The organism is [Mycobacterium] stephanolepidis, from assembly GCF_002356335.1.
Classification (GTDB): Bacteria; Actinomycetota; Actinomycetes; order Mycobacteriales; family Mycobacteriaceae; genus Mycobacterium; species Mycobacterium stephanolepidis.
Window position 1 is genome coordinate 4,492,346 of sequence record NZ_AP018165.1, and the last position, 16,796, is coordinate 4,509,141.

17 protein-coding genes are annotated in these 16,796 nt (G+C 63.5%); 11 read left to right on the forward strand and 6 right to left on the reverse strand.

Features of this window, described 5'->3' with window-relative positions:
• Positions 1-449: 449 nt before the first annotated feature.
• Positions 450-1,385, reverse strand: coding sequence for an oxygenase MpaB family protein (locus MSTE_RS22320; protein ID WP_096504499.1), 936 nt, complete (start codon positions 1,383-1,385; stop codon positions 450-452).
• 70 nt (positions 1,386-1,455) lie between these two features.
• On the opposite strand from MSTE_RS22320, the gene MSTE_RS22325 reads away from it, so the two are divergent.
• Positions 1,456-2,058, forward strand: coding sequence for a TetR/AcrR family transcriptional regulator (locus MSTE_RS22325; protein ID WP_162291716.1), 603 nt, complete (start codon positions 1,456-1,458; stop codon positions 2,056-2,058).
• Here the strand turns inward: MSTE_RS22325 and MSTE_RS22330 are convergent.
• The gene (locus MSTE_RS22330; protein WP_096504503.1) at positions 2,048-2,629 is read right to left on the reverse strand and encodes a VOC family protein; all 582 of its coding nucleotides are present in this window, start codon (positions 2,627-2,629) and stop codon (positions 2,048-2,050) included. The genes MSTE_RS22325 and MSTE_RS22330 overlap by 11 nt on opposite strands.
• Positions 2,630-2,744: 115 nt before the next feature.
• On the opposite strand from MSTE_RS22330, the gene MSTE_RS22335 reads away from it, so the two are divergent.
• From MSTE_RS22335 to MSTE_RS22360, 6 genes are all read left to right on the forward strand, one after another.
• A complete protein-coding gene (locus tag MSTE_RS22335) occupies positions 2,745-3,350 on the forward strand; it encodes a TetR/AcrR family transcriptional regulator (protein ID WP_030097221.1) in 606 nt (201 codons plus the stop codon).
• Positions 3,351-4,475, forward strand: coding sequence for an alpha/beta hydrolase (locus tag MSTE_RS22340; RefSeq protein ID WP_096504505.1), 1,125 nt, complete (start codon positions 3,351-3,353; stop codon positions 4,473-4,475).
• On the forward strand, positions 4,451-5,407 hold the full coding sequence (locus tag MSTE_RS22345) for a 2-hydroxyacid dehydrogenase (protein ID WP_096504507.1): 957 nt from the start codon (positions 4,451-4,453) through the stop codon (positions 5,405-5,407). Before MSTE_RS22340 ends, MSTE_RS22345 begins: the two co-directional genes overlap by 25 nt.
• A gap of 65 nt (positions 5,408-5,472) precedes the next feature.
• Positions 5,473-6,324 carry an SDR family oxidoreductase gene (locus MSTE_RS22350; protein ID WP_046255035.1) on the forward strand — a complete coding sequence of 284 codons (852 nt, stop codon included), beginning with the start codon at positions 5,473-5,475 and terminating at the stop codon, positions 6,322-6,324.
• Between the two features lie 14 nt (positions 6,325-6,338).
• Entirely contained in the window at positions 6,339-8,522 is a 2,184-nt protein-coding gene (locus MSTE_RS22355) for an acyl-CoA dehydrogenase (RefSeq protein ID WP_096504509.1), read from the forward strand.
• Positions 8,512-9,456, forward strand: coding sequence for an alpha/beta fold hydrolase (locus MSTE_RS22360; protein WP_070921100.1), 945 nt, complete (start codon positions 8,512-8,514; stop codon positions 9,454-9,456). Before MSTE_RS22355 ends, MSTE_RS22360 begins: the two co-directional genes overlap by 11 nt.
• A 27-nt stretch (positions 9,457-9,483) precedes the next feature.
• On the opposite strand, the gene MSTE_RS22365 is transcribed toward MSTE_RS22360, so the two are convergent.
• Genes MSTE_RS22365 through fadD2 form a run of 3 tightly spaced genes read right to left on the reverse strand, consistent with a single transcriptional unit; the run spans position 9,484 to position 12,909 of the window.
• The gene (locus tag MSTE_RS22365) at positions 9,484-9,948 is read right to left on the reverse strand and encodes an SRPBCC family protein (protein ID WP_070921101.1); all 465 of its coding nucleotides are present in this window, start codon (positions 9,946-9,948) and stop codon (positions 9,484-9,486) included.
• Positions 9,949-9,975: 27 nt separating this feature from the next.
• The gene (locus tag MSTE_RS22370; RefSeq protein ID WP_070921102.1) at positions 9,976-11,235 is read right to left on the reverse strand and encodes a saccharopine dehydrogenase family protein; all 1,260 of its coding nucleotides are present in this window, start codon (positions 11,233-11,235) and stop codon (positions 9,976-9,978) included.
• Positions 11,236-11,238: 3 nt separating this feature from the next.
• Positions 11,239-12,909: a long-chain-fatty-acid--CoA ligase FadD2 gene (fadD2, locus tag MSTE_RS22375; RefSeq protein WP_070921103.1), complete on the reverse strand. Its 1,671-nt coding sequence runs from the start codon at positions 12,907-12,909 to the stop codon at positions 11,239-11,241.
• A gap of 121 nt (positions 12,910-13,030) precedes the next feature.
• Here fadD2 and MSTE_RS22380 point away from each other — a divergent pair, with 121 nt between their 5' ends.
• A complete protein-coding gene (locus MSTE_RS22380) occupies positions 13,031-14,239 on the forward strand; it encodes a DNA polymerase domain-containing protein (protein WP_162291718.1) in 1,209 nt (402 codons plus the stop codon).
• Here the strand turns inward: MSTE_RS22380 and MSTE_RS22385 are convergent.
• Positions 14,236-14,631: a hypothetical protein gene (locus MSTE_RS22385; RefSeq protein WP_096504513.1), complete on the reverse strand. Its 396-nt coding sequence runs from the start codon at positions 14,629-14,631 to the stop codon at positions 14,236-14,238. The genes MSTE_RS22380 and MSTE_RS22385 overlap by 4 nt on opposite strands.
• Positions 14,632-15,173: 542 nt before the next feature.
• On the opposite strand from MSTE_RS22385, the gene MSTE_RS22390 reads away from it, so the two are divergent.
• Genes MSTE_RS22390 through MSTE_RS22400 form a run of 3 tightly spaced genes read left to right on the forward strand, consistent with a single transcriptional unit; the run spans position 15,174 to position 16,781 of the window.
• Positions 15,174-15,926, forward strand: coding sequence for a hypothetical protein (locus MSTE_RS22390; RefSeq protein ID WP_070921106.1), 753 nt, complete (start codon positions 15,174-15,176; stop codon positions 15,924-15,926).
• Positions 15,923-16,516, forward strand: a complete 594-nt coding sequence (locus MSTE_RS22395; protein WP_096504515.1) for a cytochrome c oxidase subunit 3 — start codon at positions 15,923-15,925, stop codon at positions 16,514-16,516. The genes MSTE_RS22390 and MSTE_RS22395 overlap by 4 nt, the downstream gene beginning before the upstream one ends.
• A 4-nt stretch (positions 16,517-16,520) precedes the next feature.
• Positions 16,521-16,781, forward strand: coding sequence for a cytochrome C oxidase subunit IV family protein (locus MSTE_RS22400; RefSeq protein WP_096504517.1), 261 nt, complete (start codon positions 16,521-16,523; stop codon positions 16,779-16,781).
• The last annotated feature ends 15 nt before the right edge of the window (positions 16,782-16,796 follow it).

Below are 16,796 nucleotides of genomic sequence, written 5' to 3' on the forward strand. Positions count from 1 at the left end.
GGCACCATCTGGCAACACCAGAGCCACATGCTTCCGCAATTGTGGCCAGCGTCACTATGGCGATAAGGCAAATGTGCGGTGCGTACAGATCGCCCACGATCAAGATCCCGAACTTTTGGGCTTTGTACTGCGTAAATGGCAGATTTGATCACTCGCCGTAAAGTTCGCTGCGTACATTGTTAACTCGCGGGCCACGGCACCCCGCGTAGCCCCAGCAATGATAGGGCCCGCTTCTGTCAATGACGGCGCAACACATCTGTCACAACCAGAGCCCGCCGCGCGGCGAGTATCCGCGCCCACCAGCCCACACGCCGAGCACGCGGATGGTTTTGCCCATAACTAGACGTCGAATTCAATAAGTTTGGTAACACTCTTAACCACATGGTCACGAAGAAGATGGTGCCCGCGAGGCGCCGCTAACAAGATCCACGTGTTAGCTCGACGATTGATCAGACCAGATCGCGACCGCTGCGAATTCTCCAGTTGAGGTCGATCATCAGAGCGTTGAAGGGAAAGCGGCGCAGCGCATTGGGCAACAGGCGATTGGCGACGCCCAGCAGCGTGACGACACCCCGGAAGGTTCGCTGACGTGCCGGGCTCCAGGGCAGCCTCATCTCATCCCGGAACCGCTGCGGCAAGAATCCCGTCGAGATGAGTCTCGAGAAAGCACCCACCGGCCTGCGCATGAACCGTGGAACCGCAATGGACGCCGACACGATCCGGTACAGGTAGGGCCGGACGTGATCGTCGATATGAACCTGATCCAGGGACTGCTGCCAGTACGCGTCGAACTCCGCACACGACTTCGGCCACATCGCCAGCGGCATCTGCAGCGTGGTTCCCATGACGGCGCCTTCTTGCAGGCACCGCTCGGCCATATCGGGCGTCATCGGACCCACGAAAGCCTCGTACACATCGACGAATCCCTTGTAGAGGCAGATCGCCACCCACTTCTGCAGGTCCGGGTCGAAGGCGTTGTACTGCACCGCGTCTCCGGGGGCCGAACGCACCTGCGCATGCGATCGATTGGTCGCCTTGCGAAATGCCGCCTTCTGCTCGGGGCTGCCCATGGTGGCCACCGCCAGGTAGGTGAATGTGGTGCGCGCCCGCTTGACGGGGTGCAGATCGGCGCGTCCACTCTCTACCTTGCTATCGACGACGCCGTATCCCACACCGGGGCGCGCCAATTGCATGACGATGTTGGCCGGGCCCGCCAGCAGGGCCAGCCCCATCATGTTGTCGACCATGGTGGGCTGACGCCGCCAAGACCATCCCGGCGAGAGACGCGCAGCCGGTGGTACCGGCTCGCCGCGACGACTCCGGGTACCCGGGCCGCCGTCACCGACGACCGTTTCATCCACTTCAGACACCCGCTCGATTGTCACCGTTGACCCCTTAATCTGCGAACGATTGTTCTCAAATATCTCTCAATGGGGTGCCACCTGTCAAGATGTACTGGTGACGTCATCGCGGGTCTATGGGGGTGTACAGGCCCCCGACCGCCAGGCCGAGCGTCGGAATCGGCTCCTAGAGGCGGGTCTTGACCTACTGACCTCCGGTCCCGCGCCGAGCGTGACGGTCCGCGGCGTATGCAAGCAGGCCGGCGTGGTCGCCCGGTACTTCTATGAAAACTTCACCGACCTGGACGAGCTGACGGCGCAGGTGTACGACGGCGTGATCGGCGAGGTCGCCACCTCAACCCAGAAAGCAGTGGACGCCGCGCCGCTGCGCAAGAAGACCGCAGCCGGTATCGCCAATATCGTGCACGTCATTGCCGCCGACCCACGAATCGGCCACCTGCTCTTCGGTAGCAATCCGGCGAATTCGGTAATCGCACAACGCCGTAGCGCGGCAGAGCAGCTCTTCGCGGCGCTCTCCGGTCAACACTTGAACAAGACATATCAGCTACCGAACGATGAATCGATGCGCGCCGCAGCTTATTTCGCCGTCGGCGGCGTCGGCCAGACGCTCGCGGCCTGGGTTTCCGGCCAGTTGACGCTGAGTTCGGACGAGCTCATCGCCGTCTTGACCCGGCTCCTCGACCCGGTCAGGCGGTAGCGACCTCCCGCGGGGTGCGCTCAGCAGCCGCCTTCGGCGCTACCGTTACATCCGCTGCGGTGAATTCCTTGGTCCAGCAAGCAAATTCCAAAGTAATTCCATCGGGATCGAGGAAGTAGAAGGACCGCACGTACACGCCCGGATGCAGCTCCTTCGATACCTGGAATTCACTCTCGTCATGGTTGAGAATGGGCCCCACTCGCACACCCTTGGCCTTGAGCTTGACACGGTACTCGTCGAACTTCTCGGCGGGGACGTGCAACGAGATGTGGTTCATGGAGCTCACGGCACTCACGATGTCGCCGATTCCCGGAATGGCAGGCGGGGCCGAAATGCCCGGGACGCCGTCCGGCGCGTCCTTGAACCAGAAGAATGCCAGGCTGTCGCCGCCCCCGGCATCGAAGAAGAAGTGCTGCCCCTGCCCCATGGGCAGATCGAGCGACTTGATGAGCGGCATGCCCAGCACGTTGGTGTAAAAGTCCACGGTGCGCGCCATGTCCGAACACACAAGCGCCACATGGTTGAACCCGCCGAACTCGAACTCGGAGTTGGGGTTGTTCGGTTTGATCATCGTCACGGGGAGCCTCCTTGATCCGACCGCATGACTGTCTTGCGCTTTACGCTAACCTGAATCTAACATCAGATTCAGAAACGGGTCAATACCCGTTCGGCGAGAGAGGGACGTCGTGGTCCAACCCACCGTGCGAGGCCGTCAAACCCAGGCCGCGATCGATGAGGCCGCCCGAACTGTCATTGCCCGCAAGGGAATACTCGCCACCACCGTCGCCGATATCGCTACCGAGGCGGGCCGGTCCACGGCATCGTTCTACAACTACTACGACTCCAAAGAGGCGATGGTCGCGCAGTGGGCCATGCGATTTCGCACCGAGGCGCAGGAACGGGTATCTGCGGTCATCGGGCACGGGCGCTCCAACAAGCAGCGCGCGCGAGACATCGCGACCGCACACTGGCTCACCTGGCGCCACCAACTCGCCGAGATGATCAGCGTGTCGCAGCTGGCCATGATCAACGCCGAATTCGCCGAGTTCTGGAACCAGATGTGTTCCGAGCCCATCGATTTCCTGACCACCACCATCAAACGCGCACAGCGCGACGGATACAGCCCCGGCAACGATCCGCACCTCATGGCCAGCGCCATCGTCTCGATGATGAACCAGTTCGCCTACAACCAGCTCAGCCAGGGAAATGCCGCCACCGTCGACGACGATGCCTGCATCGACACCCTGGCCGGAATCTGTTATCGCGCCATCTATTCCAAGGAGGTCTGCTGAATGCCCACCGAATTGACCGTCGAGCGAGAGTTTGTCGGGCTGCCATCGCCCACCGCGGGACGCAACGGCGCCGGCGGACATCCATGCCAGGGGCTGTACCACCGGGCCGCGGGTACCCGGCCCAGGATCGCCTTCATCGCCACCCACTATCAGATCGACTTCTCAGAGCATTACATCGCCGAATACCTGGCGCGGCACGGATACGGTTTCCTGGGCTGGAACACCCGATTCCGGGGATTCGAAAGCCACTTCCTGCTCGACCACGCCCTGGTCGACATCGGTGTGGGCGTGCGCTGGCTACAGGAAGAGGCGGGCGTGGAAACCGTGCTGCTGCTGGGCAATTCCGGAGGCGGCTCGCTCATGGCGGCGTATCAGTCACAAGCGGCGGCTCCCAAGGTGACACCCCTGGAGGGCATGCGCCCCGCGCAGGGGCTGGACACTCTGCCTGCCGCATCGGGCTACGTCGCCAGCGCCGCACACCTGGGCCGCCCCGACGTGCTGACCGACTGGATGGACGCCTCGGTCATCGATGAAAGCGACCCGACTTCCACCGACCCGGCCTTGGACCTGTTCAACGAGGACAACGGACCGGCTTACTCCCCAGCATTCGTCACCAAGTACCGCGAAGGACAGGTGGCGCGTAACCACCGGATCACCGCATGGGCGCTCGACGAGCTCGCCCGCGTGCGCGCCGACGGATTCAGCGACCGCGCCTTCACCGTGCACCGGACCTGGGCCGACCCCCGCATGGTCGATCCCACCCTGGAGCCCACCAAACGCCCGGCCAACCTCTGTTACGCGGGTGTGCCGGTGAAGGCCAACCGCTCTACTTTCGGAATCGGTTGTGCCACCACGCTGAAGAACTGGCTCGGCATGTGGAGCCTGTCGCACGCGCAGACCCGGGCCGAACCACATCTTGCCGATGTCACCGTTCCCGCGCTGGTCATCAACGCCGACTGCGATACCGGCGTCTTCCCGTCGGATGCTCAACACATCTACGACGCATTGGGCTCGACCGACAAGTCCCAGGCCTCCGTCGACGCCGACCACTACTTCCAGAACCCCGGAGCCCGCCAGGAGCAGGCAGATACGATTGCAGAGTGGGCAAGCAAGCGGTGGGAGTGAAGGTCCTCGCCCACTTTCCGGGCGGCCCACGCGTCCGCGAACAGCTTGCACCACACGCCGATTGGCTTGACGTGCGCTTCTGTGCCGAAGATGATGTCGACACCTTCTACGCCGAGCTACCGCATGCCGAGGTGCTGTGGCATGTGCTTCGTCCGCTCTCTGCCGACGACGTCGCCAAGGGCGCACAGCTGCGGCTGATCCACAAGTTCGGTGCCGGGGTGAACACCATCGCGCTGGATGCCGCGTCCGCGCAGGGGGTGGCCGTCGCCAACATGCCGGGCGCGAACGCGCCCTCGGTCGCCGAGGGCGCGCTGTTGCTCATGCTCGCCGCACTGCGGCAGCTGCCACGGCTGGACCGAGACATCCGCGCTGGTCGCGGGTGGCCCACCGATCAGTCCCTGGGCGACACTGTGCGCGATATCGGCTCTTGCACAGTCGGATTGGTGGGATACGGCAACATCGCCAAGACTCTGGAACAGATCCTGTTGGCGATGGGCGCCAGTGTCTTGCACACCAGCACCCGCAACGACGGTTCCGCGGGCTGGCGCAGCCTGGATGACCTGTTGACCGGCAGCGATATCGTGTCGCTGCATCTCCCGCTGACCGATGCCAGCTCTGGCCTCCTCGACGCCGCGGCCCTGGCCCGGATGAAATCCGGATCGGTCCTGGTGAACACCTCACGCGGCGCAGTCGTCGACGAGACGGCACTGATCGACGCGCTGCGACAAGGCCCCCTCGGGGCGGCAGGACTGGATGTCTTTGCACAGGAACCGATCTCGCCGGACAACCCCCTGCTGACCCTGCCCAATGTGGTGCTCACACCACACGTCACATGGTTCACGGCGGACACCATGACGCGCTATCTGGAGCACGCGATAGACAACTGCCGGCGTATACATGAGGGACTGCCGCTAGCTGACCGCGTGCGCTAGGCTAGCGCCCGGAGATTTACACTAGAGAGTATTCGTAAACGAACCACAATGGCGTGGGAGGACGAATGGGAACAGCTGTACAGCTCGCGGGCAAGGTCGTCGCCATCACCGGCGGAGCACGCGGAATCGGCCGGGCCATCGCCACGGCGTTCGCCGCCGAAGGCGCGAAGGTGGCGATCGGCGATATCGATAAAAAGCTGTGTGAGAACACCGCGGCCGAGATCGGTAACGGCACCATCGGCCTGCCACTCGATGTCACCGACTACGGCAGCTTCGAGGCCTTTTTAGACACCATCGCGGCCACCGTGGGGCCCGTCGACGTGATCGTGAACAACGCGGGCATCATGCCGATCACACCATTCGGGGAAGAGTCGCTGGAATCCATCCAACGTCAGCTGGATATCAACGTGCGCGGCGTCATGTGGGGCAGCCAGCTCGCCATAGCGCGGATGAAGCCGCGCGGTGGCGGCGTGATCGTCAACATCGCGTCGGCAGCGGGCAAGATGGGCGTACCCGGGCTCGCCACATATTGCGCGACGAAGTGGGCCGTGGTCGGTCTCTGTGAGTCGCTGACTCTCGAACTCAAGGACGACAACATCTCCGTTGTCTGCGTGATGCCCGGCGTGGTCAACACCGAGCTGGTGGCCGGTCTCGAAGAACACTGGCTACTCGGAATCGTTCAGCCCGAAGACATTGCCGCCGGTGTGCTCAAGGCCGTACGAAAAGGCAAGTTCCCCGTCATGGTGCCCAAGAAACTCGGCCCGCTGCTGCGGACAACGGCCATGCTGCCCAGGGCGCTGTACGGTCCCGCGGCGCGATCGCTGGGGATGGACCACTTCATGCTCGACGCCCATGGCACCTCGGCGCGTGCCGCATACGAGAACCGCGCCAGCCACAGCGAGCCCAGCGCCGATTAGTTAGGAAGCAACCAATGCCTATCGCCATCAACAGTGAGCATGTAGCACTTGCAGATTCGGCGCATGCGTTCGTCGAACGTGTGGTGCCCTCCGAGCTGCTGCACGAGACCCTCGAAACGCCCCTGCCGTGGCCTCCTCCGTTCTGGAAGGCCGCTGCCGATCAGGGTCTTACCTCCGTACATCTTGCCGAATCCGTTGGCGGCCAAGGATTCGGCGCACTGGAGCTGGCGATTGTGGTGGCCGAGTTCGGGCGGGGCGCCGTGCCCGGGCCGTTCGTCCCGTCGGTGATCGCGAGCGCGCTGATCAGCGGTCACGATCCCGACCACCCGCTGCTGAGCGACCTGGCCTCGGGTGCGTCCATCGCCACCTTCGCCTCCACATCGTCGTTCGACGGTGCGGCCTCCGGCGACGGCCTCACCGTCGACGGGCAGGCGCGTTCGGTATTGACGGCGGCGTCGGCGGCCTATGTGGTGGCACCGGTTTCGGTCGGTACCGATCGAGTGTGGGTGGTCCTGAGCGCCGACGACGTCACCCTTGCACCGCAGCAGAGCGTGGACCGGCTGCGACCGGTCGCCCATGTGACGGCCTCCGCGGTTCAGGTACCCGCCGATCGCGTGCTGACCAACCTCACCGATGCCCGGGCCACCAGCATCATCTCCACGATCATGTCGGCCGAGGCCGTCGGCGTGGCCCGCTGGGCCACCGACATCGCCTCCGAATACGCCAAGGTGCGTGAGCAATTCGGCCGCCCCATCGGACAGTTCCAGGGCATCAAACACAAGTGCGCCACCATGGCCGCCGTCACCGAACGTGCGACCGCTGCGGTGTGGGACGCCGCACGCGCCCTCGACGATGAGGACGAGACCGCGGGCATTGTGGAGTTCGCGGCCGCCGCGGCGGCGACACTGGCACCGGCGGCTGCCCAGCAATGCGCGCAGGACTGCATCCAGGTACACGGCGGTATCGGCTACACCTGGGAACACGATGCCCACATCTACTACCGCAGGGCGCTGGGTCTCATTGCCGCCCTGGGGCGTTCCGGCAGTGCGCCGACGACCGTGGTGCGCACGGCGGTCGAGCACGGCCTGCGCAAGGTAGATATCGACCTGGCACCGGAGACCGAGGCGCTGCGCCAGGAGATTCGTGCCGAGGTCGCCGCTCTCAAGGAGATCCCGTCCGGGAAGCGCAACACCGCCATCGCCGAAGGCGGATGGGTACTGCCCTACCTGCCGACGCCGTGGGGGCGCGCCGCGTCACCCATCGAGCAGGTGATCATCTCCCAGGAGTTCCTCACCGGAAAGGTGCGCCGGCCCCAGCTCGGCATCGCGACCTGGCTGGTGCCGTCCATCGTCGCGTATGGCACCGAGGAGCAGAAGCAGCGATTCCTGCCTCCCACGTTCCGGGGCGAGATGATGTGGTGCCAGCTGTTCTCCGAGCCCGGCGCCGGGTCCGATCTCGCGGGTCTGTCCACCAAGGCAGTCAAGGTGGACGGCGGATGGCGCCTCACCGGCCAGAAGATCTGGACCTCGGTGGCCCAGTTCGCCGACTGGGGTGCCTGCCTGGCCCGGACCGACCCCAACGCTCCTAAACACAATGGCATCACGTACTTCCTGGTCGACATGAAGAGCGAGGGTGTCACCGTTCGGCCGCTGCGCGAGATGACCGGCGGCGCACTGTTCAACGAGGTCTTCATCGACGATGTGTTCGTACCCGATGAGCTGGTCGTCGGCGAGGTCGACCGCGGCTGGGAGGTCAGCCGCAACACCCTCACCGCGGAACGGGTTTCGATCGGCAGCTCCGACCTGCCGTTCCTTGCCAGCCTCGACGATCTGGTGTCCTTCATCGGCGAGCACGAACTCAGCGAGGTCGCACGCGACCGGGCGGGCCAACTCATCGCCGAAGGACACGGCGTGAAGCTGCTGAATCTGCGCTCCACGCTCCTCACGCTGGCGGGCGGGGACCCGATGCCCTCGGCAGCCGTGTCCAAGCTGCTCGGCATGCGCACCGGACAGGGATACGCCGAGTTCGTGGTGAACCATTTCGGACCGGACGGCGCTATCGGCGATTCCGAGCAGGAACAAGGTCGCTGGGCCGACTATCTTCTAGCTAGCCGTGCCACCACCATCTACGGTGGCACCTCCGAAGTGCAGCTAAACATCATTGCCGAGCGACTGTTAGGACTACCGCGTGACCCGTAATACCGCGACCGAAACCGCGTGGCGTCAGCATGAGGACTTTTTCACCGCTGCTGACGGCACCCGAATCGGGTTCTCCGATACCGGGAACCGCACGGCGCCCGTCACCGTACTGTTCCTGCACGGCTGGACCCAGAACCGTGAGGCCTGGGACGACGTGGCGGGTCCGCTGCACGAGCGCAATCCCGAACTGCGCATCCTCGCACTGGATCACCGGGGCCACGGCCAGTCCGATCCGGCGCCCCAAGGCTCGGTGAACGTTCCCCAACTGGCGACGGATGCAGCCGACTTCATCAATGCCGAAATCCCGACCGGGCAGATCGTGATCGTCGGTCACTCGATGGGCGGCATGACCATGATGGGCCTCGGTGAATATCACCCGGACCTGGTCGCGCGACGGATATCCGGTGCGGTCTTTGTCGCCACCTCGGCGGGCAGGCTGCTGCACCGGCTCCGGGTCGTCCCGCCGGTGTTCGAAGTCGTCAAGGCGGTGATCCTGGGTGTGGTGGCGCAGGGCTGGTTCCTCCAGCAGGGCTATTTGATGCGCCCCATCATTTCGACGTTGGTGTTCGGGCGTGACCCACGGCCCTACGACGTAAGCCGAGTGTGGGACCAGATCCGCTCCGGAACCCCGCGCAGCTACAAGGATGCCGCCGAAAGCATGGTGCTGCACGAGGACCTGACCGAAGGCCTGGGCGCCTACCGCGGCAAGCCTGCCGCGGTGCTGGCAGGTGGCCGTGACTTCCTCACTCCGGCAGGCGATTCCCGCATCATTGCCGCGGCCCTACAGACCAACGAACTGCGCACCTACCCGGGCTCGGGTCATATGCTGCCCAACGAGCGCGCCGGCGAGGTTGTCAACGAGATCGTCACGGTGCTCGAGGCGATAGCTCACGAGCAGCCGGTTACCCGCACCGCCACGGAGTCCGCCGGGTAATCTCCGTCCCGGCGGACCTCATGCCGACTAGCTGTAGCGGCCCTGAAGTCGCGTCAGTGTGCCCTCGATTCCACTGGCGTTTGCCTTGATGAAGCCAGGCAGCTTGTAGTTCAGCAGGGTCTGTATCGCACCGGCATTACGGAAGTCGAACGTCTCGGTGACACGGGTACTGGTGGGCGATAGCGCATCGAATTCCCAACGCCACTTGTGGCCCAGCGGATGCCGCCATTCGATGACCCTGTCCGGTTGGAGCTCCGTCACGGTGCTGGTGATGCGGTAAGGAAGCCCGAACATCCGCATGCCGGTGGAAAAGCGCGAACCAACCTCGAGATGATCGGGCGTGCGGATGTTCTGGCCGACAGTGCCCGACCCGTCCAGTTCGTGATGACGGCGCGGATCGGCGACGATACCGAACAATTCCGCTGCCGGAGCAGATACATCGACTGAACGACGAACCTGCTGGGGCCCCGCGTCTACCACTGATACCGACATACACCCACTCCTTCGTTTAACGGAGAACTAGAGCCGTTCGACTTCGACCGTCACGCCCTGGGCCACCCGCAGCCGCTTCAGCAGCGGATCTCCCATAGCAGCCGCAGGCGTCAAAACCCCAAGCCTGTCCGGCAATTCGCTGCGATCGAGCGCCAGGGTCAGGCCACTTTCACCCAGGAGCACGGCGGTTGCCTTATATCCGGGGTCGCCCTCCTGTGCGATGACCGCACGATAACGCACACCCTGGGTTGTGGTTGTGTACGTCTCGACACGGTAGTGACCCTTGTTCCGGGTGCGCTCACTCGGGCCCGAACCCGGCTTCGGAAGTAGGCGCTGCGCAACGAATTTCGGCATCCGAACCCGAGTTCCCAGCCCGAAGCCCGCTGTCAGAAATCCGGTGATGGCGGCCGCGGCGATCGGCGCGACCACCGAACTTCCCAGGCTCATCACCTCGCGATAACGTATCCGGGTTCCGTAGCCCCAATCCAACAATGCGTTGCTGCGTCGCACAATCCGGGTGTTGACCGGCCCCATGAAGAATGCTCCCAGCCACTTGCCCGCCAATTCCGGCGCCACGGATTCACCACGAAGCGTTTGAAATTCGCGTTGACGCCCCACCTCAGGCTCGGCGGGACGGTCCGGGCTCAGCGAGTAGGGGTCCTGAGAGTTACGGCGCACCTCCGGATCCTCGGCACTCGCCTCCATCACCTCGACCATGGACGCGGCCGTGCCACCGCTGACACCGCCGCGGAACTTGCTCAGCACATAGGTTGTCTCGAGCAGCTCGCCGGTGCCGTCTTCCTGAGCTTGCCGGTACAGCGCGTACACGCTCAGATCCGATGGGATGGAATCAAATCCGCAGCAATGAACGATCCTGGCGCCGGTGTCGGCGGCCTGCTTGCCGTAGACATCGATGCTCTCCCGCACGAAATTGACCTCACCGGTCAGGTCCGCGTAGTCGGTTCCGGCCTCGGCACACGCGGCCACCAACGGCAGTCCGTACTTCGTGTACGGCCCGACAGTGGTAACAACCACCTGGGTCGAGGCTGCCATGGCCGCCAGCGTGGCCGGTCGCGTGGCGTCGGCCTCGATCAACGGCCAGTCGCGCGCCGCCGGCCCACACTCATCACGCACGGCGGCAAGCTTTTCGGTGTTTCGTCCCGCCAGTGCGATCCGCGCACCGGTGGCCTCCACGCGTCCTGCCAGGTACAGCGCGGTCAGTCTGCCGACGTATCCCGTCGCCCCATAAAGGACCACGTCATAGGCACGGTCATGTTCCCGGGACATCGACTACACCTCCAAGTCGCGCAGCTGGCGCTTGAGGATCTTGCCGGAGGGGTTGCGCGGCAAGATATCCAGGAAGACAACGTCACGTGGCACCTTGTACCGTGCCAGGTTATCGCGCACGTACGCGCGGATGCCGTCCTCGTCCACCGTCGATTCGGGGTGGCGGACCACGAACGCCCGCAACCGTGCGCCCCAGTCCGGGTCGTCGACCCCCAATGCGGTGGCCTCGATGACCTCCGGGTGTCCACTGATGAGATCTTCAACCTCCGCCGGGAACACGTTCTCGCCGCCCGAGACGATCATCTCGTCATCGCGTCCGGAGACGTAGAGCAGCCCGTGCTCGTCGAAGTAGCCGACGTCACCACTGGACATCAGTCCGTCGATGATCTGCTTGTGCCCACCGCCGGTGTAGCCATCGAACGGGATCGCATTGCTCACGAAGATCCGTCCGACGATGCCCTGCGAGACCGGCTTTCCTTCGTCGTCAAGGATTTTCACGGTGGCGCCCTTGACAACGGGGCCCACCGTGGACGGGTTGATGGCCAGATCCTGGGGCCGCGCGATGGTGGCGAAGGCGACCTCGGTGGAGCCGTAGAGGTTGTAGATCACCGGCCCCAGCGTGTCCAGCGCGCGGGAGGCCAGCTCGCCGCCCAACTGCGATCCCGACACGAAAACGATACGCAGCGAAGACAAGTCGGGCTTGCTCGCGGCCTCATCGATGGCGTTCAGGATGCGGTTGAGCATCACCGGAACGACCACGACGGCGGTCACCCGGTACTTCTCGATATCGGAGAGCACGTTCTCCGGCTTGAACTTGCGATGCAGGATCAGAGTGCAGCCCAGGGTGAGCGCCAGGCTCTGATGCAGGTATCCCAAGGCGTGGAACATCGGGGCGGGCACCGATGTCACCTCGCCGGAGCGGAACGGCACATGCGAGAACATGCCGCCGACCGGCGCCAGGGTCAGCGCCAGCTTGCGCGGCGCACCCTTGGGCGTGCCGGTGGTGCCACTGGTCAGGATCACCAGCGAGGAGTACTTCGAGGGGCGCGGCGCAGCAGAGGTGCTGTTGCGCTTGATCACCGAGGCGATGGTCTCGTCGTCGGAGGCGGGTTGATCCGGGTTCTCCGGGTTGGTCGGCAATGCCATGATCCGGCCCAGCTCGGGACTGTATCCGTCCAGGAACTCGGCATACTCCGCGTCGTAGATCAGGACACGGGCGCCTTCACGCTCGGCGACCTCCTTTGTCTGCGGCCCAGAGAAATCGGTGTTGAGCAGGATCACCCGGGCACCGGCGCGGTGTGCGGCGTAGTTGGCGATGATGAACCAGCGGTGGTTGCGCGCCAGGATCGCCACTCCGTCGCCGCCCTTGATACCCAGGCGGTTCAGGCCGTGGGCCAGGGCGTTGACGGCGTCGTTGAGCTCGGCGTACGTGATCGAGCCCTCGTCGTCGATGATGGCGGTTCGAGCCGGGCTGCGGTGCGCTCCGAAGCCCGGTACCGCACCGATCTCCCCGAACCGGTAGAAGTCGCGGACGATCGCCGCGAGCACGTTGGGCGGATCGAGTTTGAGCATGCCCGCCTCGATGACCTTGCGGAGATAATGCAGCTCAGCGCCACCGCGCTTCGCAAGAGTCTGAAGTTTCGAGAAGAGCGGCCGTTCGGCGATGATCGACATGATCGACAGCCTATGTGACCTCCCTCTCAGCGGCACAGCCAACCGGTCGGTCGGGGGCACGTCACCAACTACGCCCGGGAAAGTCAGTGCGCAGCCCTACGATGACGCCATGGCAGACGTCGTGCTGCAGGTCGCGGGGCGCGAGGTCACCATCACGCACCCCGACAAGATGGTCTTTCCACCGGGTGAGGACACAGCGGGCATCACCAAGGGCGACCTGGTGCACTACTACCTGGATGTCGCCGAGGGGGCGCTACGCGGAGTGCGCGACCGGCCGATGATTCTGAAGCGGTTCGTCAAGGGCATCGCGCAGGAGGCGGTGTTCCAGAAACGGGTGCCCGAGAAGCGGCCGGACTGGATCGCCTCCGCGGAGCTGCACTACGCGCGCGGTACCTCCGCCCGAGAGGCTGTTGTCACCGATGCGGCGTCGTTGGCGTGGGTGCTCAATCTGGGATGCGTCGATCTCAATCCACACCCGGTGCGTGCGGACGACCTGGATCATCCCGACGAGCTGCGCATTGATCTGGACCCTGTCCCGGGGGTGCCGTGGAGCCAGATCCTCGATGTCGCGTTCGTCGTGCGCGAGGTTCTTGAAGACCACGGGCTGACGGCATGGCCGAAGACGTCTGGCTCGCGCGGCTTTCATATCTACGCGCCCATCGCGCCGCGATGGGCGTTCCGGGAGCTGCGCCTGGCCGCCGAGACGGTGGCCCGCGAGGTGGAGCGCCGCGCCCCGGAGCTGGCGACCAGCCGGTGGTGGAAGGAGGAACGCCACGGGGTGTTCGTCGACTTCAACCAGAACGCCAAGGACCGCACGGTGGCCTCGGCGTACTCAGTGCGTGCGACCCCCGATGCCCGGGTGTCGACGCCGCTGCGCTGGGACGAGGTCGCGCGTTGCCGCCCTTCGGAGTTCACCCTGCACACCGTGCGTGAACGATTCACCGAGATCGGCGATCCGTGGCGGGACATGGACGTGGAAAGGCAAGCCGGCACCGGGGCGTTGGATCAGCTACTGGAGTTGGCCGCCGAACTGGGCCCTGCCGAAAAGGCCCCGAAAGGCGCTTCCCGCGACGGTCGGCGTCAGTCGATCATGCCGCTGGTCGAGGTTGCGCGAACCAAGACCAAGCCGGAGGCTGAGGCCGCGTTCGGCGTGTGGCGGGACAAATATCCAGAAGTAGCTAAATTACTTGAACCGCAAGACATTCTGATTGACGGAATGCGCGGCCCCAGCTCGATCTGGTATCGGGTGCGAGTCAACCTGGTGCACGTGCCGGAGGCGCAGCGGCCCGTGCAGGAGGAGCTGATCGCCGACTACTCGCCGTGGGGCTAGCCCTGCTGCGCCGGTTGCGCAGCCAACGAGGCGGCACCCAACACCACAGCCGATAACGCCACCGTGGTGCCGAGAGTCGAAGTCAACTTACTGATTTCGCCCCGACGCCCGGCCGCGGCAATCGCCACCGCGTCGACAGCGTCAACCACCACATTGAGGCCAAGGAATGTCTTGGGCACGGTGAACGCATCCAGGCGCGCCAGGCCGAGCGCCAGTACCGCGTTGCGGATTCCGAACATCCGCATCGCGAACACGGCCGGCGTCCCCGCGATCTGCATGCGGAAAAGCCGCGCAAACAGGTACGGGGCAAAGAGGCTTCCGGAAGCAACGGTACTGCGCCCCAGGATGAAAAGCTTCAGAAGGCTCGGGCGTTTGGCCACTTGTGCAGGCATGAAATTCTCCTCATTGAGTCATATCCGCAATACGTTGCCGTACAACGTATTTACACTTCACCATTTAAGTAGACTGATCGGTATACTAATCCCGATCGCCTTGGCGCGCAATACCCGCTCCGGATGCACACTCCCGGGCGCTCTGACACGAGAAGTCTGCTCGCCATGTGACTGGCGTCACATGGTGAGCAAGGGTGTGATACCCGATATTACCGACTGTTCAATTTACGATTGTCCATATAGCGTAAATACGTTCGGTTTGGCGACCCGCATGCACCAACAGACGCACAAGGAGGTGCGCATGAGCCGTGCATCCGCTCCCCATCGGCCTCGCCATCGGTTCCAAAGTTGGCTTTACACAACACGCTTGGTGTCATCCGACCTTGAGTTCAACTTCGGAGCGGTGCGGGTATCCGTGATCGCTTCTCGTCGATCCAGAGCCTGAGCACAGCAAGACCTCACCCCGGAGATCCCCGATCCCGGGCAATCGCCGTCCCCCACCGCCCTGGATCTTCTGCTCACGTATCGAGGAGTCTGCCCACATGTCATCAAACGTCCGCACACAGGCCGTATTCACCGCCATCGGAATCGGTGGATTCACACTGGCATTCGTCATCGGATGGATTCTCCTGGCGCGCTTTGCATTACCCGCACCAAGCCCGGCCTGGAGCGCTGACCAGCTGGCGGCGTTCTATGTGGAGAACAAGAATCGCATACGCCTGGGGTGCGTCGTGGCCCTGTTCTTCCTGCCGCTCTTTGCGCTGCCACTGGGGGTGGTACTCGCCCGGCTACGCCGAACGGAAAGAGGCACACCGGTGTTCACCTACGCATCGTTGGTACTCATGCCGATCGCGCTCTTTTTACTGATTCTTCCGTTCATCGCGTGGTCGGTGGCCGCATTCCGCCCCGAGCAACTCGAACCGCAGATCACTCAGACACTCAACGACCTGGGGTGGTTCATTTTCCTCTTCACCTGGGCCGTGTTCACCGTCCTGTTCACGCTCTTGGCGATAGCGATCCTGCGCGCAGAAACCGGCAGCGAGCCGTTGCCACGTTGGTCGGCCTATCTCCTCCTCTGGTGCGGACTTCTGTTCGCCGGATCAGCGCTGATCATCTTCTTCAAGGACGGGCCATTTGCCTACGACGGCCTTGTCGGCCTATACATCCCGGTGGTTGCCACCGCAATCTTCCAGGCAGGGATGTTCGTTGCGCTCGCGCAGGCACTTCTGTCCGACTACCGCGCCCAGACAGGGGTTTCCACCTGCCGAGAGCAGCTCAAGCCAACGGTCTCATGACGGGAAATCCGACAACCGGCACGCGAACCCCGACCGACCGGCGAGATCCGCATGTCCCCGGAGAGCCCGGACTCTGGGTGTTTCTGTTCGGCGACATGATCGTCTTCGCGGCATTCTTTGCCGTCATCGCAAACTATCGATCATCCGAAGCAGAGACGTTCAGCTCCGGACAATCACTGTTGAACCTTGGTCTCGGAGCACTCAATACCTTTCTGCTGCTGAGTGGCTCACTACTCGTGGTGCTCGGCTTGGAGAAGGCGCGAAACGGATCAGCACATGCGGCCCGCTTTTACCTAGCGGCCGCAGGCAGCGGCGTCTGCTTCATCGGCGTGAAATTAATTGAATACCACGAGGTTACAAGCCAAGGCTTGAGTCCCATGACTAGCCACTTCTTCATGGTCTACTTCGTCTTCACGGGAATCCATCTGGTTCACACCATTGTCGCCACAACCATACTCGGGGCAATGGCATATGCATCACGCGGCGCCGCAGCCAGTTTGGACATCCGACTGCTAGAGGGAGGCTCCTGTTTCTGGCATCTCATCGACCTCTTGTGGATCGGGCTCTTCTCACTTCTCTATCTGGCTTAGGAACATGAATCTCACATACAGTCGCAAAGCGATACTGGTATTCCTCGTTCTTGTTGCCGCAACGTGCATATCGCTACTGCTCGACGCCGAAAAAGGTCACGGCCACAACATCTCATCGGTGATCGTCGCCATCACTTTCGTCAAGATCTGGCTGGTCGGGAACTACTTCATGGAGCTGCGCGAAGCTCCCTTGGTGCTGCAGTTCCTCTTCGGCGGATACGTCGCATCCGTCCTGACGATCCTGCTCGGTTTCTTCTACGTGTAGCGCAAGACTTCCGGC